The 24,512-nt window shown below is 72.6% G+C and carries 12 protein-coding genes; 6 read left to right on the top strand and 6 right to left on the bottom strand.

The window, feature by feature from the left end:
* The first annotated feature begins 956 nt into the window (after positions 1–956).
* Positions 957–1,463, top strand: a complete 507-nt coding sequence (locus ABZU99_RS21380; protein ID WP_355945290.1) for a hypothetical protein — start codon at positions 957–959, stop codon at positions 1,461–1,463.
* 20 nt (positions 1,464–1,483) lie between these two features.
* Positions 1,484–2,164 (top strand): HAD family hydrolase, encoded by a 681-nt coding sequence (locus tag ABZU99_RS21375; protein WP_355945288.1) that lies wholly within the window; start codon positions 1,484–1,486, stop codon positions 2,162–2,164.
* A gap of 75 nt (positions 2,165–2,239) precedes the next feature.
* Here ABZU99_RS21375 and ABZU99_RS21370 read toward each other — a convergent pair whose 3' ends face one another.
* Positions 2,240–2,806, bottom strand: a complete 567-nt coding sequence (locus ABZU99_RS21370) for a DJ-1/PfpI family protein (protein WP_355945286.1) — start codon at positions 2,804–2,806, stop codon at positions 2,240–2,242.
* Between the two features lie 539 nt (positions 2,807–3,345).
* Between ABZU99_RS21370 and ABZU99_RS21365 the strand changes: the two genes are divergently transcribed.
* The 3 genes from ABZU99_RS21365 (at position 3,346) to ABZU99_RS21355 (ending at position 13,100) form a co-directional block, all read left to right on the top strand.
* On the top strand, positions 3,346–8,316 hold the full coding sequence (locus ABZU99_RS21365) for an NAD-glutamate dehydrogenase (protein ID WP_356049098.1): 4,971 nt from the start codon (positions 3,346–3,348) through the stop codon (positions 8,314–8,316).
* 367 nt (positions 8,317–8,683) lie between these two features.
* Complete coding sequence (locus ABZU99_RS21360) at positions 8,684–10,993, top strand: CDP-glycerol glycerophosphotransferase family protein (RefSeq protein ID WP_356049099.1); 2,310 nt, start codon at positions 8,684–8,686, stop codon at positions 10,991–10,993.
* Positions 10,994–11,036: 43 nt separating this feature from the next.
* Entirely contained in the window at positions 11,037–13,100 is a 2,064-nt protein-coding gene (locus ABZU99_RS21355; RefSeq protein WP_356049100.1) for a glycosyltransferase family 2 protein, read from the top strand.
* Between the two features lie 117 nt (positions 13,101–13,217).
* On the opposite strand, the gene ABZU99_RS21350 is transcribed toward ABZU99_RS21355, so the two are convergent.
* Positions 13,218–15,236, bottom strand: coding sequence for a glycosyltransferase (locus ABZU99_RS21350; protein ID WP_356049101.1), 2,019 nt, complete (start codon positions 15,234–15,236; stop codon positions 13,218–13,220).
* A gap of 63 nt (positions 15,237–15,299) precedes the next feature.
* Positions 15,300–17,414, bottom strand: a complete 2,115-nt coding sequence (locus tag ABZU99_RS21345) for a hypothetical protein (RefSeq protein WP_356049102.1) — start codon at positions 17,412–17,414, stop codon at positions 15,300–15,302.
* A gap of 88 nt (positions 17,415–17,502) precedes the next feature.
* Between ABZU99_RS21345 and ABZU99_RS21340 the strand changes: the two genes are divergently transcribed.
* Positions 17,503–18,951, top strand: coding sequence for a glycosyltransferase family 39 protein (locus tag ABZU99_RS21340; RefSeq protein ID WP_356049103.1), 1,449 nt, complete (start codon positions 17,503–17,505; stop codon positions 18,949–18,951).
* A 68-nt stretch (positions 18,952–19,019) separates the two neighbouring features.
* Here ABZU99_RS21340 and ABZU99_RS21335 read toward each other — a convergent pair whose 3' ends face one another.
* Genes ABZU99_RS21335 through ABZU99_RS21325 form a run of 3 tightly spaced genes read right to left on the bottom strand, consistent with a single transcriptional unit; the run spans position 19,020 to position 24,374 of the window.
* Positions 19,020–20,072, bottom strand: a complete 1,053-nt coding sequence (locus ABZU99_RS21335) for an FkbM family methyltransferase (RefSeq protein WP_356049104.1) — start codon at positions 20,070–20,072, stop codon at positions 19,020–19,022.
* Positions 20,045–21,883 (bottom strand): stealth family protein, encoded by a 1,839-nt coding sequence (locus ABZU99_RS21330; protein WP_356049105.1) that lies wholly within the window; start codon positions 21,881–21,883, stop codon positions 20,045–20,047. Before ABZU99_RS21330 ends, ABZU99_RS21335 begins: the two co-directional genes overlap by 28 nt.
* Before the next feature lie 19 nt (positions 21,884–21,902).
* Positions 21,903–24,374 (bottom strand): bifunctional glycosyltransferase family 2 protein/CDP-glycerol:glycerophosphate glycerophosphotransferase, encoded by a 2,472-nt coding sequence (locus tag ABZU99_RS21325; RefSeq protein WP_356049106.1) that lies wholly within the window; start codon positions 24,372–24,374, stop codon positions 21,903–21,905.
* Positions 24,375–24,512 lie beyond the last annotated feature (138 nt).

The raw sequence follows: 24,512 nt of genomic DNA, 5'->3' as shown, positions 1-24,512 counted from the left end.
TGGTGGCGTGTGCCGGGCGCGGGGTGGGTGCGGTGGCTGGGCGGTGGGAGTCGTGTCGTCCCGGCGGGCCGCTGCGCGCCTCTGCCCCGGTGCGCGCTGGTGTCCCGGTGCGCGGCGGTGTCTCGGTGCCTGCTGCCGGGTTGGTGGCGTGTGCCGGGCGCGGGGTGGGTGCGGTGGCTGGGCGGTGGGAGTCGTGTCGTCCCGGCGGGCCGCTGCGCGCCTCTGCCCCGGTGCGCGGCGTTGGACCGGCGGCGGGTGAGGTGCGCGGTGCGGGACTGGCAGCGGATGCGGCGTCCGCTGCCGGGCTGGTGGCGGATACGGGGCCGGTGGCGGGCATCTGGCGCGCTGCGGGTGCGGTGGTGGGCTCGGCGCCGACGGCAGGGCCGGTGGCGGGCACAGCGGCCGGTGTGGGGCCCATCGCGGGCGCGTCGGCCGGAGCGTCCAGTGCCGAGCCGGGGGCGGCCACAGTGGCCGGTGGCGGGGCCGTGGCGTGTGCCGGGCGGGGGGTGGTGGCTGGGCGGCGGGGGTCTCGTCGGCCTGGTGGGCCGCTTCGTCGTCGTACGGGCTCGGCCGCACCGCTTCGTCGTCGTACGGCCTCGGCCGTGTCGGGTCGGTCCGGTGGTCGGATCGTCTTGCCCATTCGCGTCGCCCCCACTCTCTGCGGCCCGGTCGTGATACCGGGCAGTAGCTTGCGTCGGGACGTCTTCTACCGACCCGTTTCCGCCCTCCGCAACGAACGGCGTCCCGCCCCCGCGGCCCCGCCGAGCTTCACCTATCCGGGGTACGCACCGCCCCGTGTCGCCCCGCCGCTCGGCGGCTCGGGCCGCCCGCGTGGGGTGGGAGCGGAGCTACGTGGGGCCTTCGAAAGGGGACCATCGGGGCTGTGGGCGGGGGCCACCGGAACGGGCGGCAAACGTATGCTGGTGGCCTATTGGTCTCTCACGAAAGCGGCAGCCATGCGCGTCTACGTCCCCTTGACCCTGTCCGCTCTCGCCGAGGCGTACAAGGCGGGCGAGCTGGGGCCGGCGCCGTTGACCGCCTATGCCGTCACCCCCGCGCTGCGCGAGTGGTACGTGTCCGATGACATCGAGGAGCTGGAGTACGCCGCGCTGAGCCGTGCCGCGCAGGCGTCGCTGCGGTCGGTCGCCGTCGACCCGCAGTCGCCCCGGCGGCGGGTCGTGGTGGCGGTGGACGTGCCCGACGGGCAGGCGGTGGCCGATCCGGACCGTGGGCTCGACCAGTCCGCGCTGGGCGAGGTGCGGATCGCGGCGGCCGTGCCGCTGGAGAAGGCCGCCGCCGTCCATATGGACGGCGCGGACGCCGAGCGGGACGTCGCGGCGGCGGCCGAGGCGCTGGGAGCGGCGGATCTGGGTGACGACGACGCGCAGTTCACGGTGGACGGCGCCGAGGACCATGAGCTGCTCTGGTACGACCGGCAGGAAATTCCCCACCTCATCGGATGACCTCTCGGTACCGTCGAGGGATGGGGAAGAAGCACGTGACCCACCTCGTGTGGGACTGGAACGGCACGCTGTTTCACGACATCGATGCCGTGATATCGGCGACGAACGCCTCGTTCGCGGAGATCGGTCTGCCGCCCATCACCCTGGAGCGCTACCGCGATCTCTACTGCGTCCCGGTGCCGCTCTTCTATGAGCGGCTGATGGGGCGGCTGCCCACCGATGAGGAGTGGGAGGTCATGGACGAGGCGTTCCACCGTCACTACTGGGCGCTGGCCGAGGGCGCGGGGCTGGCGCTCGGCGCCCGGCAGCTGCTCACCGAGTGGCAGGAGGCCGGGCTCACCCAGTCACTGTGCTCCCTCGCGCCGCACGAGTATCTGGTGCCGCTCATCCGTACGCACGGCATCGAGAATCACTTCGTCCGGGTCGACGGCCGCATCGGCCAGAGCAACGCGGGCAAGGCCGAGCAGATGCTGCGGCATATCGCCGCGCTGGAGGGCGTGCCGCCGCACCGGATCGTGGTGATCGGGGACGCGCTGGACGACGCGGTGGCTGCCGAGCATGTGGGGGCCCGCGCCGTGCTCTACACGGGCGGCTCGCACAGCCGGGCCAGCCTGATGGCGGCCGGTGTGCCCGTGGTGGACACCCTCACGGAGGCCGTCCGGGAGGCCGAGGCGCTGGCGGACGGCCTGGCGAACGACTGAGGGCCGGAGCCGATGGCCGGAGCCGATGGCCGGAGCCGGCGGCGGCTGAGGCGCGGCCGGACGGCCCGCCGGCCCTCAGATCACCGGCGCCTTCGCCCGCAGCACCGACAGAAACTCCCGCATCCACGCCGGATGGTCCGGCCACGCTCGCGAGGACACCAGCGTCCCGTCCACCACGACCTCCGCGTCCTGGTACTCGGCGCCCGCCGCCTGCATGTCCAGCTCCAGCGCCGGATACGCGGTGACCCGCCGGCCGTGCAGGACGCCCACCGCCGCCGTCAGCAGTGGGCCGTGACAGATCTGTGCCACCGGCTTGTCGGCGTCGAAGAACGCCTTGCAGATCTTGCGCAGCTCGGGGTCGTTGCGCAGATACTCCGGGGCGCGCCCGCCCGGGATCACCAGGGCGGCGTAGCGGCCCGGGTCGACCTCGGAGAAGGCCAGGTCCGCGGGGAGGCTGTAGCCGGGCTTCTCGGTGTACGTGTCGAAGCCGTCCTCGAAGTCATGGACCACGAAGCGCAGCTTCTTCGCGGTCGGGGCCGCGATGTGCACCTCGTACCCCTCCTCGCGCAGCCGCTGGTAGGGGTAGAGCACCTCCAGTGACTCGGCCGCGTCGCCGGCCACCAGAAGGATTTTCGCAGCCATGCCGCTCACCTTTCCCTCCTCGCCCATCGCGCCCGTCTCGCCATCTCAACGGGGTCCACTCAACGGGGTGCACTCAACGGGGTCCCACGCGTTTCGCCGTCCAGATCACGGTGCCTCCGCCTCCACCGCTTTGCCAAGAGGGCCCCCGGCGCGCCGGAGGCGCGGCGACAACGCCCCGCGCGGTGGCCAAACACCGCGCGCCCCTCCCGTCGCTGTCCATTTCGTCAAACTTCACGCCCCGGTTTTGTACACGGTTGGCTCATGACGCCCCCCTGGGGAGGAGCGATAGCCTTACTGCGTGATCAGCGCGATAGTCCGGGAGGGCAACGAGGCCCTCGCTCCGCGCCCGGGGCGTTTCAGCCACCGGGCCAGAGCCGCCGCTGACCCTGGCCGTGTGGGTTCTAGGTCACTTACGGCCGAGTACGCCCCGGCCATGCCCCGATCCGGCATACCGTCGTCTGAGACCGGATTTTCCGCGTCGCGGCGTCATGCCACACCCATCGATGTCACGCAACGGCGCGCGACAGGAGCCAGAGGACATGCAGACCAAGCTGGACGAAGCCAAGGCCGAGCTGCTCGCACGGGCTGCCCGGGTAGCTGAGAACAGCCCGGCCGGGGGGCAAACACCGGTCAAGGGGCTAGGACCCGAGGCTCTGACCGCCTACCTCCAGCACTACTACCTGCACACGCCCCCGGAGGATCTCGCCGACCGCGACCCGGTCGACGTCTTCGGCGCGGCGCTCTCCCACTACCGGCTCGCCGAGGTGCGGCCGCAGGGCACGGCGAACGTACGGGTGCACACCCCGACCGTCGAGGAGCACGGCTGGACGTGCAGCCACTCCGTCGTCGAGGTGGTCACCGACGACATGCCCTTCCTGGTCGACTCGGTCACCAATGAGCTCACCCGCCAAGGCCGCGGCATCCATGTCGTGATCCACCCGCAGATGATCGTCCGCCGTGACATCACCGGCAAGCTGATCGAGGTGCTGGACGAGTCCTGGGACCGCGAGGCCGGGAAGAAGCTTCCGCACGACGCCCTCGTCGAGTCCTGGATCCATGTCGAGACCGACCGCGAGACCGACCGCGGCGATCTGAAGCAGATCACCTCCGATCTGCTGCGTGTGCTGTCCGACGTCCGCGAGGCGGTCGAGGACTGGGAGAAGATGCGGGAGTCCGCGCTGCGCCTGGCCGAGGCGCTGCCGGAGGAGCCCAAGGCCGCCGAGGTGCGCGAGCAGGAGGTCGAGGAGGCCCGTGAGCTGCTGCGCTGGCTCGCGGACGACCACTTCACCTTCATCGGCTACCGCGAGTACGAGCTGACGCAGGCGCCCACCGAGGCCGGTGGCGAGGAGGACGTGCTGAGCGCCGTGCCCGGCACGGGCCTGGGCATCCTCCGCTCCGATCCGCACCACAAGGACGCCGGCGAGAGCGCCCACGCGGGCCCCTCGGCCCCGGTGTCGCCGTCCTTCAACCGGCTTCCGGCCGACGCCCGGGCCAAGGCCCGTGAGCACAAGCTGCTCGTTCTCACCAAGGCGAACAGCCGCGCCACCGTCCACCGCCCCTCGTACCTCGACTACATCGGCGTGAAGAAGTTCGACGCCCAGGGCAATGTGATCGGCGAGCGCCGCTTCCTGGGCCTGTTCTCGTCCGCCGCGTACACCGAGTCCGTCCGCCGTGTCCCGGTCATCCGCCGCAAGGTCCAGGAGGTCCTCGCGGGCGCGGGCTTCGGGCCCAACAGCCATGACGGCCGGGATCTGCTGCAGATCCTGGAGACCTACCCGCGCGACGAGCTGTTCCAGACCCCGGTCGATCAGCTGCGCTCCATCGTGACCAGCGTGCTCTACCTCCAGGAGCGCCGTCGGCTGCGGCTGTTCCTGCGTCAGGACGAGTACGGGCGCTACTACTCGGCGCTGGTCTATCTGCCGCGTGACCGCTTCACCACCGATGTGCGGCTGCGGCTGACGGACATTCTGCTGGAGGAGCTGAACGGCCGCCCGCCGGTCGACTTCACCGCCCTGCACACCGAGTCGGTGCTCTCCCGGCTGCACTTCGTGGTCCGGGTGCAGCCCGGTACCGAGCTGCCCGACCTCACCGACGCCGAGGTCGAGCGCATCGAGAACCGGCTGATCGAGGCCGCCCGCTCGTGGGCCGACGGCTTCTCCGAGGCGCTGGTCTCCGAGGTCGGCGAGGAGCGCGCCGCCGAGCTGCTCCGCCGCTATCAGCACGCGTTCCCCGAGGGCTACAAGGCGGACCACTCGCCGCGCGGCGCCGTCGCCGACCTCCAGCATCTGGAGCGGCTGAAGGACGGCGAGCAGGACTTCGCGCTCTCCCTCTACGAGCCGGTCGGCGCGGCCCACGCCGAGCGCCGGTTCAAGATCTACCGGGCCGGGGCCCAGGTATCGCTGTCCGCCGTGCTGCCGGTGCTCAACACCCTCGGTGTCGAGGTGGTCGACGAGCGCCCGTACGAGCTGCGCTGCTCGGACAAGACCACCGCCTGGATCTACGACTTCGGGCTGCGGCTGCCCCTGCGTGAGGGCGAAGCCCTCGCCGACGACGCCCGCGAGCGCTTCCAGAACGCGTTCGCCGCGGTGTGGACCGGCCAGGCCGAGAGCGACAACTTCAACCAGCTGGTGCTGGGCGCGGGCCTGGACTGGCGGCAGGCGATGGTGCTGCGTGCCTACGCGAAGTATCTGCGGCAGGCCGGCTCGACCTTCAGCCAGTCGTACATGGAGGACACCCTCCGCAACAACGTCCACACCACCCGGCTGCTGGTCTCCCTGTTCGAGGCGCGGATGTCGCCCGAGCGGCAGCGGGCGGGCACCGAGCTGACCGACGCCCTGATGGAGGAGCTGGACGCGGCGCTGGACCAGGTGGCCTCGCTCGACGAGGACCGCATCCTGCGCTCCTTCCTGACCCTCATCAAGGCGACGCTGCGTACGAACCACTTCCAGAAGAACGGGCAGGGCAAGCCGCACGACTACCTGTCGATGAAGCTGGACCCGCAGGCCGTCCCCGATCTGCCGGCGCCCCGCCCGGCGTACGAGATCTGGGTCTACTCGCCGCGCGTCGAGGGCGTCCATCTGCGGTTCGGCAAGGTCGCCCGAGGCGGTCTGCGCTGGTCCGACCGGCGTGAGGACTTCCGCACCGAGATCCTGGGCCTGGTCAAGGCACAGATGGTGAAGAACACGGTCATCGTGCCGGTCGGCGCCAAGGGCGGCTTCGTCGGCAAGCGGCTGCCGGACCCGTCCGTGGACCGCGACGCCTGGATGGCCGAGGGCATCGCCTGCTACAAGACCTTCATCTCCGGTCTGCTCGACATCACCGACAACCTGGTGGCCGGGCAGGTCGAGCCGCCCAAGGACGTGGTCCGCCACGACGGGGACGACAACTACCTCGTCGTCGCCGCCGACAAGGGCACCGCGACCTTCTCCGACATCGCCAACGAGGTCGCCCAGGCGTACGGCTTCTGGCTCGGCGACGCCTTCGCCTCCGGCGGCTCGGCCGGCTACGACCACAAGGGCATGGGAATCACCGCCCGCGGCGCCTGGGAGTCCGTCAAGCGGCACTTCCGCGAGCTCGGCCATGACACCCAGACCGAGGACTTCACGGTCGTCGGTGTGGGCGACATGTCCGGCGACGTGTTCGGCAACGGCATGCTGCTGAGCGAGCACATCCGGCTGGTCGCCGCCTTCGACCACCGGCACATCTTCATCGACCCGAACCCGGACGCGGCCACCTCCTACGCCGAGCGCCGCCGGCTGTTCGAGCTGCCGCGCTCCTCCTGGGCGGACTACAACACCGAGCTGATCTCGGCGGGCGGCGGCGTCCACCCCCGTTCGGCCAAGGCCATCCCGATCACTCCGCAGGTGCGGGCCGCCCTCGGCATCGAGACCCGGGTCGCCAAGATGACCCCGGCCGATCTGATGAAGGCCATCCTCAAGGCGCCGGTCGATCTGCTGTGGAACGGCGGCATCGGTACGTACGTCAAGGCGTCCACCGAGTCGCACGCCGACGTCGGCGACAAGGCCAACGACGCGATCCGGGTGGACGGCCAGAATCTGCGGGTCAAGGTCGTCGGCGAGGGCGGCAACCTGGGCCTGACCCAGCTGGGCCGCATCGAGTTCGCCACCAACGGCGGCAAGATCAACACCGACGCGATCGACAACAGCGCCGGTGTGGACACCTCCGACCACGAGGTGAACATCAAGATCCTGCTCAACGCGCTGGTCACCGAGGGCGATCTCACCATCAAGCAGCGCAACAAGATCCTCTCGGAGATGACCGACGAGGTCGGCGCGCTGGTGCTGCGCAACAACTACGCGCAGAACGTGACCCTGGCCAACTCCGCCGCCCAGGCCCCCAGCCTGCTCCACGCCCACCAGCGGCTGATGCGCCGGCTGACCCGGGAGGGGCGCCTGGACCGGGCGCTGGAGTTCCTGCCCACCGACCGGCAGATCCGCGAGCGGCTGAACGCCGGGCGCGGGCTGACCCAGCCGGAGCTGGCCGTCCTGCTCGCCTACGTCAAGATCACGGTGGCCGATGAGCTGATCAACACCGGGCTCCCGGACGACCCGTATCTGCAGCGGCTGCTGCACGCGTACTTCCCGCAGGCGCTGCGCCAGAAGTTCCCCGAGCACATCGACGGCCATGCGCTGCGTCGGGAGATCATCACCACGGTGCTGGTCAACGACACCGTCAACACCGCCGGTACGACCTTCCTGCACCGCATGCGGGAGGAGACCGGGGCCTCCACCGAAGAGGTCGTGCGCGCCCAGACGGCGGCGCGCGCGATCTTCGAGCTGAATGAGATCTGGGACGAGGTCGAGTCGCTGGACACGGTCGTCGCGGCCGACATCCAGACCCGGATGCGGCTGCACTCGCGGCGGCTCGTCGAGCGCGGCACCCGCTGGCTGCTCAACAACCGCCCGCAGCCGCTGGAGCTCGCCGAGACCATCGAGTTCTTCGGCGAGCGGGTCGCGGGGGTCCGCGCCGAGCTGCCCAAGCTGCTGCGCGGCTCCGACGCCGAGTGGTACCAGCGGATCCATGACGAACTGACCGGCGCCGGGGTCCCGGAGGACCTGGCCACCCCGGTGGCGGGCTTCTCCTCCGCCTTCCCGACGCTGGACATCGTCGCCATCGCGGACCGGACCGGCAAGGAGCCGCTGGCGGTCGCCGAGGTCTACTACGACCTGGCCGACCGGCTGCGGATCAGCCAGCTGATGGACCGGATCATCGAGCTGCCGCGCGCCGACCGGTGGCAGTCCATGGCCCGTGTCTCCATCCGTGAGGACCTGTACGCGGCCCACGCCGCCCTCACGGCCGATGTGCTGTCGGTGGGCAACGGTGGCTCGACGCCCGAGCAGCGCTTCAAGGCATGGGAGCAGAAGAACGCCGCGCTCCTCCAGCGGGCGCGCACGACGCTGGACGAGATCCAGTCCTCGGAGACGTTCGACCTGGCCAATCTCTCGGTCGCGATGCGGACGATGCGGACGATGCTGCGTACCCACAGCTGAGCCGCCGCCCGCCGTTGACGTCGCGCCGCCCCGGGGCCTTGGCCCCGGGGCGGCGTCGTGCGTCTGGGGGCTGGCCGCGCCTGCCACCGGGCGCTGACGCCCGGCGACGGGCTTTGTTGGCGTTGACGTCCGCCGGCCGCGGCACGCCGTGCTGCCGCCTGCCCCGTGCCGGGCGCGCGTGCGACGGGCCGCGGGTCTCCGTGTCACCGGGGCCGCCCGGCCCGCCGCCGTGGGGGCGGGCCGGGCGTCACCCGACTGGCCGCTCCTCCATCGGCTTATCGGGCATAACGGGACGTACCGCTCTAGGGTGGGCAGTCAGTGAGCGCTTCGCGCCTCGACCCGCCTTCCACGCGTCCCGAGGAGCCTCATGCCACGCTTCAGCATCGTCATCGCCGCCTACCGTGTGCAGGGGTATCTGAGCGCCTGCCTGGACTCCGCGCTGAACCAGTCGTTCCGCGACATCGAGGTGGTCGCGGTCGACGACCGCTCCCCGGACCACTGTGGCGCGATCATCGACACGTACGCGGCGCGCGACAGCCGGGTCGTCCCCGTGCACCAGCCGGTCAACTCCGGGCCAGGGCCCGCCCGTAATGCCGGAGTCGCCCGGGCCACCGGTGACTATCTGCTCTTCCTGGACGGTGACGACACGCTGGCCCCCGGTACCCTCCAGGGCCTCGCCGACCGGCTCGCCCGGGGCGGTGACCCGGACATCCTGTACTTCAACCACGTGCGGACCTACTGGTCGGAGCGCAGGGAACCCAGCCTCTTCGGAGAGCTGCTGGCCTCGCCGGGCACCGATGTCTTCACGATCCTCGAACGCCCCGAATTCCTGCGGCTTTTCGCGATGTCGTCCAACCGCGTCTACCGCCGCGACTTCTACACCCGTCACGGCTTCTCCTTCAGCGAGGGGATCTACGAGGACGCCCTGCTCTCGTACATCACGATGCTGACGGCCCGGCGCATCGCCTGTGTGGATCTGGTCGGCCTGGAGTACCGGCAGCGGAGGGTCGGCGCCCACACGGGAAGTCCCGGCGAGAAGCACTTCGCCATTTTCCGGCAGTACACCCGCCTCTTCGACTTCCTGGACGCGCGGCCGCATCTCGAGCCCTTGCGCCCCTTGCTCTTCGAACGGGCCGTCTCGCATTTCCTGTTCTGCCTCGACCGCCCCTCCCGGGTGGCGGCGGCGGACCGGCCCCGCTTCTTCGGCCATGCCGCCGAGTGGTATCGCCGCCATGTCCCGGAGGGATTCACCCCGCCGGTCGAGGCCCGATGGCGCTTCGAGGCGCTGGCAGCCGGTTCCTTCCTCCGCTACCGGGAGCACGAGCTGTCGGTGCGGGCCGCGGCCGGAGCGCGCAAGCTCAGGCGGATCGTCCGGCCGCGCCTGGCCGCACGGGCCAAGCGCAACCTGTACCGGATCCACCGGCAGCGGCCGGTGGATCCCAACCTGGCGGTCTACTCGGCGTACTGGGGCCGCGGGGTGCTGTGCAATCCGGCGGCGATTTACCACAAGGCCCGGGAGCTGGCGCCGCATATCCACGGGGTGTGGGTGGTGAAGAAGTCGGAGATCGCGTCACTTCCGGAAGACGTCGACTACGTCGTCACCGGCACCCGGGACTTCTACCGAACCGTGGCCCGCGCCAAATACCTCATCAACAACGTCAACTTCCCCAATGACCTGGTGAAGCGGCCGGGCACCGTGCATGTGCAGACCTTCCATGGAACGCCGCTCAAGTGCATGGGACTGGACCAGCAGCGCTATCCCGCCGCGGCGGCGGGAATGAGCTTCGGCAATCTCCTCAAGCGCATCGACCGCTGGGACTTCGCCCTCTCCTCCAACCCGCACTCCAGCGAGGTGTGGGAGCGGGTCTACCCCGCCTCGTATCAGCTGCTGGAATACGGATATCCGCGCAACGACGTGTTCCTCTCGGCATCGGATGACGACATCCGGCGGATACGCGCGGCGCTGGGGATCCCGGCGGGGCACACCACCGTCCTCTACGCGCCCACCCTCCGCGACTACCAGAAGGGCTTCACGCCCCGCCTGGATCTGGAGCGGCTGAGCCGTGCCCTCGGCCCGGAGACGACGCTCCTCGTGCGGGCCCACTACTCCTACCGGCCGGACGCCGGCCTGGCCCGGCTCCAGGAGGCCGGGCTGGTGATCGATGTCTCGCGCCACCGGTCGGTGGAGGAGCTGTGCCTGGCGGCCGACGCGCTGATCACCGACTACTCGTCGGTGATGTTCGACTACGCCGTGCTGGACCGGCCCATCGTGATCTACGCGGACGACTGGGACACCTACCGGGCCTCCCGCGGCGTCTACTTCGACCTGCTCTCCGGGCACCCCGGCGAGACTCCGGGGGCCGTCGCCCGCACCGAGCGGGAGCTGGCCGCCGTCTTCGAGGAGGGCCGCTGGTGCGATGCGGACGCGACCGCGCTGCGTGCCGCCTTCCGGGCCCGCTTCTGCCCGTTCGACGACGGCCACGCGGCCGAGCGGGTGGTACGGACCCTCATGCTCCCCCCGGACGACACGGCGTCCACGCTCCCGGCGCATGCGGGAGTGGCGACGGACAGCGGTACGGCGCGGCCGCGCGGCGGTGTCAGCACCGTACGGCGGGGCGGAGGCACTGTTCCGGAGCACACCACGCAGCCCCTCCATCTGTCCCCCGGGGACGACTGATCCCGCCCGTCACCCCCTCGAACCCGGAAGTCCGGAGCCCGCCATGCCCGCTGTGTCCCCTCCCCGCGTCAGTGTCATCATTCCCGCCTACAACGCCATGCCGGAGGTGACCCGGGCCGTCACCTCCGCGAGGGACCAGACACTGGGGCTGGACCGACTCGAGATCATCGCGGTGAACGACGGCTCGACCGACGGCACCGGTGAGGAGCTGGAGCGGCTCGCCCGCTCCTGCCCCGCACTGCAGGTCATCCATCAGGAGAACTCCGGCTGCGCGGGAGCTCCCCGCAACACCGGTCTCGACCACGCGCGGGGCGACTTCGTCTTCTTCCTGGACTCCGATGACTATCTGGGGCCGGACGCGCTGCGCCGCATGGTCGCCATGGCCGACGAGAACGGCACCGACATCGTCCTCGGCAGGATCGCCTCGGTGGGCGGACGCGCCGTACCCCGGGCCGTCTTCCAGTACAACCAGCCCCGCACCGATGTCTTCTCCTCCCACGCCTATCTGACCCTGGGCCCGTGGAAGCTGTTCCGGCGCTCCCTCATCGAACGGCTGCGTCTGCGCTTTCCGCCCTACCGCAACTGCGAGGACAAGCCGTTCACCGCGGCCGCCTACCTCAACGCCTCCGGCATATCCGTGGTCGCCGACTACGACTGCTACTACGTCCGCTACCGCGAGAACCGCTCCAACCTCACCCTCACCGCCGCCGGTCTCATCCACCGCATGGACGGCACCCGGCTGTGCTTCGAGACCGTGGCCCGCTGTCTCGAACCAGGCCCGCGCCGGGACCAGATCATGCGCCGCCATGTGGAGTGGGAGCTGTGCGGTCCGCTGCGCGCCCTGCTGCCCCGCGAGAGCGAGCAGGACGCGCGCGAGCGTTTCTTCCCCGAGTTCCGGCACTGGGCGCGGACCTGGGTGACCGACGCCATCTTCCAGCGCATCGACGCGCCGGACCGGCTCCTGGTCCATCTGCTGCGCGCCGACCGCTTCCAGGACGTGATGACGGTCGCGCGGAACGCCGGGCGGGACGCGCAGCGCGGCCACCTGATCGACAAGGGCCGGGTCTACTGGCGCCACCCCTTCTTCCGCGACCACACCGCCGACGTCCCCGACGCGTGTTTCGACGTGACCGACCGGCTGCCGGTCCACCACCACCTCGACACGGCGCGCTGGGAGGGCGGAGTGCTCCGGCTGACCGGCCACGCCTACATCGAGGACGTCGACACCCTCGACCCCGGCACCGAGGTCGTCCTGCGCCGCTACCAGTCCGACCGCCCCGAGGTCCGGTTGCCCGTCACGCCGCGCCCCGCCGCGCACCCGCTGCCCGGCGAGGGGCGCTACGAGCGGTCGGGCTTCATCGCCGAGATCGATCCGGCCACCGCCGACGGCGGGGCCCCGCTGGAACGCGGCCTGTGGAACCTCTACCTGGACGTCCGGGCCCAGGGCGTCAGCCGTACCGTGCGGTTCGGCAGCAGCCGCGAGGACGGGGAGGCCACCCACCCGACCCGGCGCAGCCTCACCACGCCGCAGGGCCGCCCACTGGTCGTGGTGCCGTATTACACCCCCTACAGCAACCTCTCGCTCGATGTCGGCCAGGTGGCCCACCCCCTCGACGCCCCGTGCCAGGTGACCCGGACCGCCTGGCACGCCGTCCGCAGGAGCACCCTGATCGTCGGCGGACGGCTGACCGGTGAGGCGGCACGGGAGCCCGGCGGGAGGCTGCGGCTGCGCGCCGAGGGCGGAGCGGGCGCGGTGTGCGAGGTACCGGCGCGGTACGAGCCGGGGGCCTCCCGCGACTTCACCGCGCGGCTGCCGGTCAGAAGGCTGAGCAAGGGCCGCTGGACGCTGACGCTGATCATGGAAGGCCCGAGTGGGGAGGTGCCGTCCCGCACCGCGATGGTGCCTCGCTTCGGTCAGTTGACCGGGACCCGCTGGCTGCGCCTCGGCCGCCCGTACTACGCCAAGCCGCTGGCCTGGGGCCCGGCCGTGGCACTCGGCCTGGAGGTGGCTCCGCTCAACATCGCCCTGGGCGTGCGACGGCGGCTGCGGCGGGTCCGGGGCCGAGGCCGGGGCCTGTGGCGCCTGTGGGGCCGCGCCCGCGGGTAGCCGCCCGACGACCGGTGGTGCGCCGCCCGCCCGTCAGTGTCGCAGTCGGTTGCGTACGGCCGCGATCAGCCGTACTGGGGCCACCCGCAGCTCCAGGGTCGGCTCGCCGCCCGCCTGTCAGTGTCGCAGTCGGTTGCGTACGGCCGCGATCAGCCGTACTGGGGCCACCCGCAGCTCCAGGGTCGGCTCGCCGCGCCCGATGAGCGGCTTGGCGTAGTACGGACGGCCGAAGCGCAGCCAGCGGGTGCCGGGCAGCCGGGGAGGCGGCGGCACGGGCGCGGCGGGTGGCGGGCCGTCGGCGTGGCCGCCGGGCCCCAGGAGGGCGAGCGTCACCGTCCACCGGCCGCGGCTCAGGTCGCGCACCGGCAGCCGGGCGGTGAAGGCGCCCGCCGGATGACCCGCGGCGAACCGCACCGGATGGTCGGACACCCGGCCGTCGCTGTGCTCGGCGCGCAGCCGCAGCACCCGGTCGCGCACCGGGGTCCCGGGAGGCAGCAGCCGCCCGGCGACGACGAGGGTGCCCTTGTCCGACGGATGCCACACGGCCTCGGTCACCTCGCAGGGCGCCCGGCGCGGGGCCGGGCCGATGTCGAGGGAGAGATTGCGGTACGGGGTGGTGAAGTACGGCGTGACGCGCGCGCGCAGGCCGGGGCCTGCGGTCACGACCCGGCGCGCGGTGCCGATGTCGAGGCCCTCGTCGTGGCGGTGCCCGAACCGTACGGTGCGGCTGACCCCCTGGGCGCGTACGTCGAGGAAGACGTCCCAGACGCCGGGCCGCGGCGGTGCGCCGTCGTCGGCGGCGGCGATGTCGATGTCCGCCTCGAACTCCCCGCTTCCCGGCTCACCTTCGGCTACGGGCGTGACCGGCATCCGCAGCTCGTCGCTCGTCTCCCGCCTGCGCAGCACCAGTTCGGTGCGGTCCTCGGGGCCGGGGACGAGCCCGTCGATGGCCGCCCGGCCGCGCACCCGCAGGGTGGAGCCGCCGTGCCAGCCGGCGCCGGCCAGATGGTGGTGGACCGGCAGCCGGTCGGTGATGTCGAAGCAGGCGTCGTGGACGTCGGCGGCGGGGTCGCGGAAGAAGGGATGGAGCCAGTAGACGCGGCCCTTGTCGATGAGGTGCCCACGGCCGGCGTCCTCCTCGGCGTTGCGCACGACGGACATCAGGTCCTCGAAGCGGCCGGCCCGCAGCAGGTGGACCATCAGCCGCTCGGACGCGGTGAGGGTGTGGAAGAGCGCGTCCGAGCAGTGGGTCAGCGCCCACCCGCGCAGCTCGGGGAAGAACCGCCCACGGGCCTCGGCTTCGTTCTCCCGGGGCAGCGCGCGCAGGGCGTCGCACAGCTCGCGCTGGATGTGGCAGCGCATGATCTGGTCGCGGCGCGGGCCGGGCTCGGTGTAGCGGGCCGCGTTCTCGAACAGCAGCCGGAGGGCGTCGATGCGGTCGGCGAGACCGGTGGTGGTGCCGGTGGGCTGCCGGCCGGTGCCCCGGTTCTCGCGGTGGGGGAGGTGATAGCAGTCGTAGTCGGCGACGACGGAGATGCCGGAGGCGTTGAGGTAGGCGACGGCCGTGAAGGGCTTGTCCTCGCCGTCGCGGCACAGCGGGAAGCGCAGGTCGAACCGTTCGATCAACGAGCGGCGGAAGAGCTTGGCGGGGCCGAGCGTGGAGTAGGCGCGGGAGCTGTAGACATCGGTGCGCAGCTGGTTGTGGCGGAAGACAGCCTGGGGGACGCCGCGCCCGTCCGGGGAGACCATTTTGCCCAGCACCACATCGGTGCCGTTCTGGTCGGCCATCGCCACCATCCGGCGCAGCGCGTCGGGCCCGAGATGGGCGCCGGCGTCGAGGAAGAAGACGAAGTCGCCGCGGGCGAGGTCCAGCCCGGTGTTACGGGGGCCGCCGGCGCCGCCGCTGCGCTGCTGGTGGACGACCTTCAGGGCGGGGCAGTCGGCGGCGAGCCGGTCCAGCTCCTCGGCGGTGCCGTCGGTGGAGCCGTCGTCCACGGCGATGATCTCGAGGCGGCTGAGCCCGATGGTCTGCTCCATGGCGGAGGTGACGGCCCGGGTGAGCGAGGGCATGGCGTTGTGGGCGGGGACGATCACGCTGACGCGGGGGCGCGGGCCGGGGCGGGGGGTGCGCGGCATGCTGGCTCCGGGAGTGAGGTGGTGGCTCAGGCGGTGTCGGACACCCGCCGGCGGCGGGATCGCTCAGGGGAGGAGGTCCACCCGCCCATGGCCCTCTTCCCCGGGTGGCGCACCGGGACGGCCACGCTGACCATGATGTTCATCCAGTGCTCCCTTGTGGATCGGGTGGAGTTCGCGCAGCCGGATGACCGCCTCGCCCTTGGCGGCCAGGGCGTCGACCGCGGCGCTGAAGCGCTGGGTGGACGGCGGGACGGCGGGGCCGAGCAGAAACTCCCTCAGCTGGTGGCGGGCGGTGCGCAGCTCGTCGCGCGCGGGGTCGAAGAGCAGCCGGAGGAGGTGGTCCACGCCGTTCGCCTCCGGGTCGAGAAGGTACCCGGCGCGGGCCGCGGTGTACTGCCGCCGGAACTCCTCCTCGCCGAGCCCCGCCGTATCGATGAGCGCGTACGGCTTGAGGCTGGCGATGAAGTCGGACACCACGGCGGAGATGTCGCCGATCAGCAGATCGGCCTGGTCGAAGCAGTGGTAGAGGGTCGGCGCCGGCCCCTCGATCACCTGGTGCAGCCAGGGCGGCTCGGCCGCCCGGTGGGCCTGGTGCCACCCGGCGTACAGCGCGTCGGCCTCGGCCAGGAGCGCCGGGTCGGGCTCGGCGCTGTCGCGGGTGAGCATGGCCTCGTCGGCGTGGTCCCGACGCAGCCGGGCGTCCAGCGCGGCGATGCGCTTCGTCAGTTCGGCGCGACAGTGGGCGGCTTCGGCGCGCAGCGCCCGTTCCTCCTCGGTCTCCTCGGCGAGCGGGCCCGCGGCGCGGCGCTCGTTGGCGGCGTCGATCAGGGCGACGATGCGCTGGTGGGCGGCGCGGGCCTCGGGGGAGCGACGGCCGGTGCAGGGATGTGGCTTGTAGAGGACGCGGACGGGGCGCTCGCCGTCCAGCAGCCGCCCTACGATCCGCTCGCCCGCGAGCGTCAGCGAGGTGGTGCCCGGTTCGTCCGTCCACCCCTCCCAGGTCGGCGCGTACAGCACGGTGGGGAAGGGGCCGGGCGCGCGGTCGCCGACGGCGACGGCCACGCCGTCCAGCTGCGGGCGGCCGATCTCGACGATGTCGGCGTCCTCGACGCCCACCGCCGCCTCGGCGTAGCGCAGCCGCCCCGCCTCGCCCGCGACCCACACCTGGTCGTAGACCTTGCTGTAGGGATTGACGCCGGCGACCTTGTCGCTGTCGCCGTGGCCGAGGAAGACGTGCTGCATGGTCGGCACCCGCAGCAGATGGATGTTCTTGCCGACGTTGGCGGGGTAGAGCGCGACGCGCACACTGCTCAGGTCCACGTTCATCAGGTGCACCGCGTCCGGCACGCACAGCACCGGCAGCGGGGTCGGCCCCAGCACCTCCAGCAGATGCCGTTCGCGCAGGATGACCAGGGACGGGGAGCGCAGCGCCGCCACCGCCTCCAGCCACATGGTGACCTGGTATGCGCAGTCGCGCGAGCCGGAGAAGTACAGCACCGTCTCCGGGCGGTGGCGGTTCAGCCAGACGTTGACCTCCGCCAGCACCTGGGCGGGACCGGGCAGCCGCATGGCCTGGACGAGGTAGGGCACGAGCGCGAGCACCGTCACCAGACAGGCCCCGGCTGCCAGCGCCAGCCCCGCCACCACCCAGCGGGCGTCGCCGGTCACCAGGGACGCGGTCAGGCCCAGCAGGGCGGACAGCTGGTACGCCAGCATCCGCTGGCCCGGCCATTCGGTGAGCCGGCGCGGCGGCCGGTCGCTGATGCCCAGCCGGCGCAGATCGATGTTGCGGGCCGCGACCGCGAGCGTGCGGCGCCGGCGGATCAGCGTCCGTGTGGCGGCGTGCAGCGCCTGGCCGGCCAGCAGACACAGCACCCCCGTCATGGCCGCCGCCAGCCCGATCGGGCCGGTCACATGCAGCCGTCCGAGCAGCAGTAGCAGCAGCACACAGCGCAGCTCGAAGCGGAGCGTCTCGCCCATGTGCAGCCGCCCCAGACGGGTCATCAGCCCCGGCTCGGTGCGGTGCAGCAGCAGATCGCATCCGGAACCTACCAGTCCGGCCGCGGCGAAGACCCCGCCGGCCCCGGTGATGGCGGCCACCGCCATCGTCACCAGGCACCCGGCCATCACGGCGAACGCCACAAGGCCGCGGGGACTTCGGATACCGAGGCGGTTCATGACGCGTGCCCTTCGCGGCTGGTGGTTCGTACTGCTTGCACACTGTAGGCGAATAGTCCTATTTATGCCCTTTCTCATTGGGGGAAGCGTGAGGATCCCGCGCCGCGTCGTACTGGCCCCCATGGCCGTCATGCTCTGCCTCGGGCTGTGGGGGCTGGAGCGGGGCACCATGTGGCGCGACGAGTCCGCGACGTATCAGATGACCCAGCGGACCCTCCGCCAGATCCTGCGCGCCATGGGCGGCGTGGACGCCGTCCACGGCCTCTACTACCTGCTGATGCACCCGGTGCTGGCCGCCTCGCCCTCCGAGGTGGCCCTGCGCCTGCCGTCGCTCCTCGCGTCCATGGCCGCCACCGGCCTGGTCGCGGCCCTCGGCTGCCGGCTGGCGCGCCCGAGGGCGGGGCTGTGGGCCGGGCTGCTCTACGCCGCCACGCCCATGGTCGGCCACTACGCCCAGGAGGGCCGCTCCTACGCGCTGGTCGCGGCGGGCGCGGCCTGGGCCACCTGGCTGCTGGTGGGGGCGGTCGAGCGGTGTTCCGCCGCGTCATGGGTGGCCTATGGAACCGTCGTCACCGTGACCGCGCTGCTGCACGTCTTCGCGGTGCTGTTGCTCGCCGCGCACGCCCTGACCCTGCTCGCCTCCCGCGCCCCGCGCCGGGCCTGGCGCGGCTGGGGGCTCGCGGCGACGGGGGCCGTGGCGGCGGTCGCGCCGCTGGCGCGGCTCGCCCGGCGGCAGAGCGCGCAGATCGCCTGGATCCCGGAGCCGGGCCCGGGTCGGCTCTGGGCCCTGGCCCACCACTTCGCCGGGCCCAGCGGGCTCATCCTCGCCATCAACGCGCTGCTGATCGCGGTGGCCCTGGCCCGCCCCCGCCGGACCCGCCCGCGTCGCCCCTCCCTCACCGCCGTCGCCCTTCCCCTCGCGCTCACCCCGCCGCTCTTGCTCTTCGCCCTCTCCCAGTACCGCCCGCTGTTCCAGGAGCGCTATCTCCTCTTCGCCCTGGCCGGTGTCCCCCTGCTGGCCGCGGCGGGCGCGGACCGGCTGGTGACGGCGGTGACGGACCACCGTCACACCGCCGTCGCCACGGCCGGGGCCATCGCGGTCGGCGGCGCCTTCCTCTGGCAGCTGCCGCTGCACGCCTGGGAGCGGGCGCCGGCGAGCCGGCAGGACGATCTGGCCGCCCTCGCCCAAGCGGTGGGGCGGCTGACCCGGCCGGGGGAACCGGTGCTGTACGACCCGCCCAAGGAGCGGCGGATCGCGATCGCCTACCCGCGCCCGCTCGCCGGCCTACGGGACGTGGCCCTGGCCGTGCCCGGCCCCGCCTCCGGCACGCTCTACGGGATCGACGTCGGCCCGTCCGAGCTGCTGCGGCGGCTGGGCACGGCGCGGGGGGCATGGGTGGTCGCGGCCGATGAGCCGAAGTCCCGCCGGGCGAAGACGGCCGTGCTCACCGGCCACTTCCGGCTGGCGTACTCGCTCTGCCTGCCCGGCGTCCGGCTGGAACGGTATGTACGCCGGAACACGGTCGGGGCGCGCTGATGGGTCGGGGCGCGCTGATGGGTCGGGGCGCGCTGACGGGTCGGGGCGCGCTGACGGGTCGGGGCGCGCTAACGGGTCGGGGCCGGGGCGTCCGGGCTGGGCCGGCGGGCCGGTACCGGGACGGGGCCGAAGGCGCGGCGGGCGAAGGCCGCCGCGCCCGCCAGCCATCTGCGGGTGGCGTATTCGCTGAGCCGGGCCGGGGCGGGGCGGTAGGGGGCATTCCAGCCGTAGGGGAAGGACGCCTTGTCGGGGGTGAGCAGATTGGTGGTCTCGTCGCACGCCAGGATCGCGATCAGCCACTGGCGTACGGCCCGGTGGAAGGCGGGCGTCAGGGGGCGGGGGGCGAGGAGCCAGTCGCGGGACTGGGCGCTGACCGCGGGGCGGTAGGTGGTCTCGTCGTAACGGTGCCAGGGGGACTCGGGGCTGATGGGGTGGAGCCCGTAGTCCATGGCGGTGAGCGGGGCCAGGGCGGCGCACAGGGCGTCGTGGTCGGCGCCGGGGAGGAGTTCGCAGACGATCCAGGGGCGGTGGCGCCGGATGGTGGTGAGCGCTCCGCGCAGGACGGCCGGCTCGTAGGTCTCCACGTCGATCTTGATGAGGTACGGGGTCAGTCCCCGCTCCTCGGTGAAGGCGTCGACCGTGGTGACCGGGACCGTCACCGACTCGCTGTGCCGGCGGTGGGCCGGGTTGAGGGAGTTGGACGACTCCGACTTGTGGGAGAAGTAGAGCTCGGCGGTGCCGGGTTCGTCGGAGAGCGCGGTCTGCTGCACCTCGAAGCCCAGGCGGTTGCACTCGCGGATGCGGCGGCACAGCGCGGCCGTCTGCGGCGTCGGCTCGAAGGCGACCGCGCGCGGCCCGCGGGGCCCGTACACCGCGCTGATCAGCGCCGAGTACAGGCCGATGTGCGCGCCGACGTCGTACACCGCGCCGCCCGTGGGGGCCTGCTGGGCGAGGGCCAGCAGGGTGGCCTGGGTGGTCGGTTCGTAGCCCGCGAGCCCGGCGCGCCGCAACTGCCGCTGCACCGCGGTCTGTTTGCGGCTGAGCACATTGAGCGCGCGCGGATACGGCCCCTGGGCGTCGAGGACCTCCGGGTTCAGGGGAAGAGTGATGGCGAGGGGCATGGCTGCCGCGTCTCCTGTCGGGTGACGGCCCGCTCCAGCGGGCTGGGGAGGGGGAAGTAGGCGTCGAGGAAGGGGTGGAGCAGGGCCAGTTGGTCCGCGAGGTCGTGGTCGGAGGAGACCGTGTCGTTGAGGCAGAAGGCCTGGCAGTGCCGGGACCGCAGCAGCCTGGCCAGCCGGGCGCGGATGGTGGGCTGGGCCAGGTCGAAGTAGTCGTAGCGCAGCTGGGCGGGGACGGCCCGGCCGGTGAGGAACGCGTAGTAGTGGTGGAGCGAGGACGGCAGGGAGATGTCCGAGGTGGAGCGGACCCGGCTGGCCATGGTGGCGCTGACCGCCTCGGGGAACTCCCGCTCGATCTCGGCGAGGACGCTGGTGCGCAGCGCGTGCGGGGTGTGCTTCATCTTCTGGGTGACGGTCGTGCCGAACCGGCCCTCCAGCAGCGTCCGGTTGTTCTTCCCGGCGGCCGATACCGGCACGTCACAGGTGCCGACGGGGGCCAGCGGGATCAGCGCGCGGGAGGGGAAGAACTTCGAGACGCCGTTGGCCAGGAAGAAGTCCTGCGGGGTGACCGGCGAGCCGAGGAAGACGTCGTCGTTGAAGTAGAGGAAGTGCTCGGCCAGGCCGTCGATGTGGTGCAGCCGGGTCTCGATGGCGTGGGAGTTGAAGGTGGGCAGCACGCTGGGGTCATCGAAGATGTCGTGGTGGTCGACGACGGTGATACCGGGGTGGGACTCCGCGAGCCAGTCGGGGACCTGACGGTCGGTCACGATGTAGATGTGGCGCACCCAGGGGGCGTACAGATGGAGCGAGCGCAGGGAGTAGCGCAGCTCGTCCCGATTGGCGTAGCGGGCGGCGTTGTCCGCCTGCGCGTGGTAGCCCTCGCCCGCGGCGGCGGCCCGGCGGCGCTGCCACTGCGGATCCGAGCCGTCCACCCAGGTGTAGACGACGTCGACGGGGAAGCGGACCTCGTCCGGCAGCCGGGTGAGGAACTCCGGGCGGGTGCGCACCAGCGGCCCGGGACGCCAGCCGGAGGCCGGGGCGAGCCGGGTGAACAGCTGGTCGGACGCCCGCACCGGCTCGCCCACCAGCGGCACCGACGCCGTGGTGCGGTTGAAGCGCGGCGCGAGCAGCAGCCGCTCCCCGCCCAGCGTCCCGGGCTCCCAGAACTCGATGTCGCAGCCGTGCGCCACCCCCAGGACCAGGCCCGCGCCGGGGCTCGCGTGGAAGCGGGTGAAGCGGACGACGGGGGCGTCGGCCAGCCGCCGCCAGGCCCGGCGCGTACCGCCGGGCCGCAGCCGTGACCCGGCGCGCAGGCGACGCCCCGGCAGCGAGACATACCCCGCCTCGCGGGCGCACAGCGCGCTGAGCGCCGCGACCACCGCGCCGCGCTGATCGGCCCGTACGCCCACGGCGGAGGCGACGTTGCTGTAGCAGCGGACCACGAAGTGGTCGAGCCGCGCCGCGTCCAGCGCCTCGCACACCAGCCGCAGATTCTCCGCGCGCGCGAACAGCGGGGTGGGGGAGGGGGCCAGGGTCGCGACCCTGGCCCCGTACCGGTCGGCGATCACGATCCGGCCGTCGCCGGCCACGCCCGCCCGGCGCAGCCGCCGCCGCGCCCAGCGCAGCCGTAGCGCGCCGGAGGCGGCCGACAGACCGCAAAGGCCCCGCATGGCCGCGCGGCGCAGTCCGGCGCCGGTGACGGCGACGACCGCGCGGCGGACCGGCAGCGGGACCGTGCGGCGGTAGCCGCGCACCAGGGGCGGCGGGTCGGCGAGCCATGGGCGGGGGGCGGCGGGTGGTGCGGTGACGGGCATCGTGCGTCCTGGGTGGGGGTTAGTGGGGGCGGCTCCGGTGGGGCAGCGCACGGCTCCGGTGGGGAAGGGGCGCGCCGGCCGGGGAGGGTGCCGGTGCCTGGGTCGGCGACATTCGCGAGAGCGGTGCGATGCGGGGTTCGACGGGGGTGGTGGGGGCGGCCTGGCCGACGGAGGTCGCCGGTGCGCGCGGGGTCGCCGGTGGGCGCGGGGCGCCCGACCCGCGCGGGGTGCCCGACGCGCGCGCGGCGCCTGTGGCGGCGGGGGATGCCGGGACGGCCACGGCGGCCGGGGCAGGGCGCCGCTCGGCTAGCGGTACGACCGGCGGGAGGTGCTCATCCGGCGTGCCGAGGAAGACCCGCCGCACCACGCGCTCGGCGGCCCGCCCGTCGTCGTACGGGCAAAACCGCGCCCGGAAGGCGGCGCGCAGCGCGGCCGAGCGCGGGCCGTACCAGGCGTCGGTGGTGAAGACGGAGATGAGTTCGGCCTCGGAGCGGGTGACCGGGCCCGGCGGGGTGGCGGTGATGTCGAAGTAGACGCCGCGGGTGGCCCGGTAGGCGTCCCAGTCGTCCGCGTGGATGACGATCGGGCGGTCGAGGTTCGCGTAGTCGAACATGATGGACGAGTAGTCGGTGAGCAGCGCGTCGGCGGCCAGGCACAGCTCCTCGACGCTGTCGTGGTCCGAGACGTCGATGACCCGGCCGGTGGCCGTCCCGGTCTCCGTGGCCGCGGAGAAGCGGTGGGAGAAGTAGTGCGGCCGCACCAGAAGCGTGAAGCCGGGGCCGAGCGCGCGGGCCACCCGCTCCAGGTCCAGGCGCGGCACCGTGCGGCGCTGGTAGTCGCGGTGCGTGGGGGCGTACAGCACCGCGAGCGTCTGCGCCGGGATGCCGAGCCGGGCCCGCAGCCGGGCCACATCGTCCTCGGTGGCGCGCTGGAAGATGTCGTTGCGCGGCGAGCCGTAGGGGAGGGTGAGGTAGCCGGAGGGGTAGACCCGCTCCCAGACGAGGGTGGTGTGGCGGTTCGCGGAGAGGCTGTAGTCCCAGCGGTCCACGCGCTCCAGAAGCTTGCCGAAGTCCATGCCGCGCGCGGCGGCCGGACGGTCCATCAGGTCCAGGCCCATGTGTTTGAGCGGGGTGCCATGGTGGGTCTGGAGGTGGATCTGGCCGGGCCGTTTGCGCATCGCGTGGGTGAAGTTGACGTTGTTGACCAGGAAGCGGGCGCGGGCCAGCGCGGTCCAGTACGCGGCCGACCCCGGATGCAGCCGGCGCACCCCGGGCGGCAGGGTGTGGGCGTACCCGGGGGTGGTGATCCAGGCGGTGCGCAGCCAGGGCGCCAGTTCGCGGGCCTTGGCCTCGATGGCCGCCGGGTTGCAGGCGTAGCCCCGGTGCCAGTACGCGGTGAACACGGCGAGGTGCGGGTCGATACGGCGCCACCGCTGGAGCCGGTAGTGCACCCGCAGCGCGGCGCCGCGCGCCCGGACGTACCCGGCCGCACCGGCTCCGGCGGCCCGGCGCCGCAGCCGGTCGGCGCCGCGCAGCAGGTGGAAGACGCGGTGGGCGCCCAGCCGCAGCAGCAGACAGCGCCACCGGGCCCGCCCGGACGGGCTGGTCGCGTCCCGGGGCCGGTAGCGGCGGTGGTGTGCGCCCGCCCGGCGGAAGAACTCGGCGCGCGCCCCGGGGGGCAGTCGGCCCGGCGCGGAGTAGACCACCACGAAGTGGTCGAGCATGCGCTGGAACAGCGCCGGGCGCCAGCGGGCCAGCTCGGGCCGGCCGTCGAGAAAGCGGAACACCCGGTCGTACTGGTCGAACACCTCCAGATGGCGACGACTGGTGGTGCGCAGGATCCCACCGCGCCGCCGCTGCCGGTAGTGCACACACACCCGGTCCAGCACGGCGATGGACTCCGCGGTCAGCAGCACGGGGAAGGTCCAGGGGGTGTCCTCGTAGAAGCCGGGCGGGAAGGCGAAGCCCTCCCGGCGCACGAAGTCCCGGCGGTAGGCCTTGTTCCAGGCCACCATCAGCAGCCGCAGCAGCTCGGGCCGCTGGTCCAGCCGGAACACCTGGGGGCCGTCGCCGTGGCGGAGCAGCCCGGCACGTACGTTCCGCACGGCCTGGCCCGTCCAGTCCACCCGCGCATAGTCGTAGACCAGCACCTGGGGGTCTTCGGTGTGCGCGAGCCGGTCGGCGATGGCGCGCAGGGAGCCGGGGGCGAGGGTGTCGTCGCCGTCGAGGAAGAGCAGATAGTCGCCGGTGGCGCGGCGGATCCCGGCGTTCCGGGCCCTGCCCAGCCCCGCGTTCTCCGGCAGATGAACGGGGCGCACCCGGGGGTCGTGGGCCGCGGTCTCGTCGATGATGGCGCCGCATGCGTCGGGGGAGTGGTCGTCGACCGCGATCAGCTCAAGGTCCGTGAAGTCCTGGTCCAGCACGGACCGCAGACAGTCCTGGAGGTACGGCTGGACCTCGTAGGCGGGGACGATGACGCTGAACCGGGGCACGGCGCATCCCATCGGTCGACGCGGCACGGATGGTTTCTCACACCATCATCTGAACGCCCGCCGGATGGGATGGCGGCATGGCGGAGTGCCCTGCAAAGTACCCCCGTACGGCGCAACGCACCCGGCTTCTCCCTGCAT

Source organism: Streptomyces sp. NPDC005266 (assembly GCF_040607655.1).
In the GTDB taxonomy this organism is placed as follows: domain Bacteria; phylum Actinomycetota; class Actinomycetes; order Streptomycetales; family Streptomycetaceae; genus Streptomyces.
Note: the sequence above shows the minus strand (reverse complement) of the source record. Positions and strands in the feature narration are given on the sequence as shown.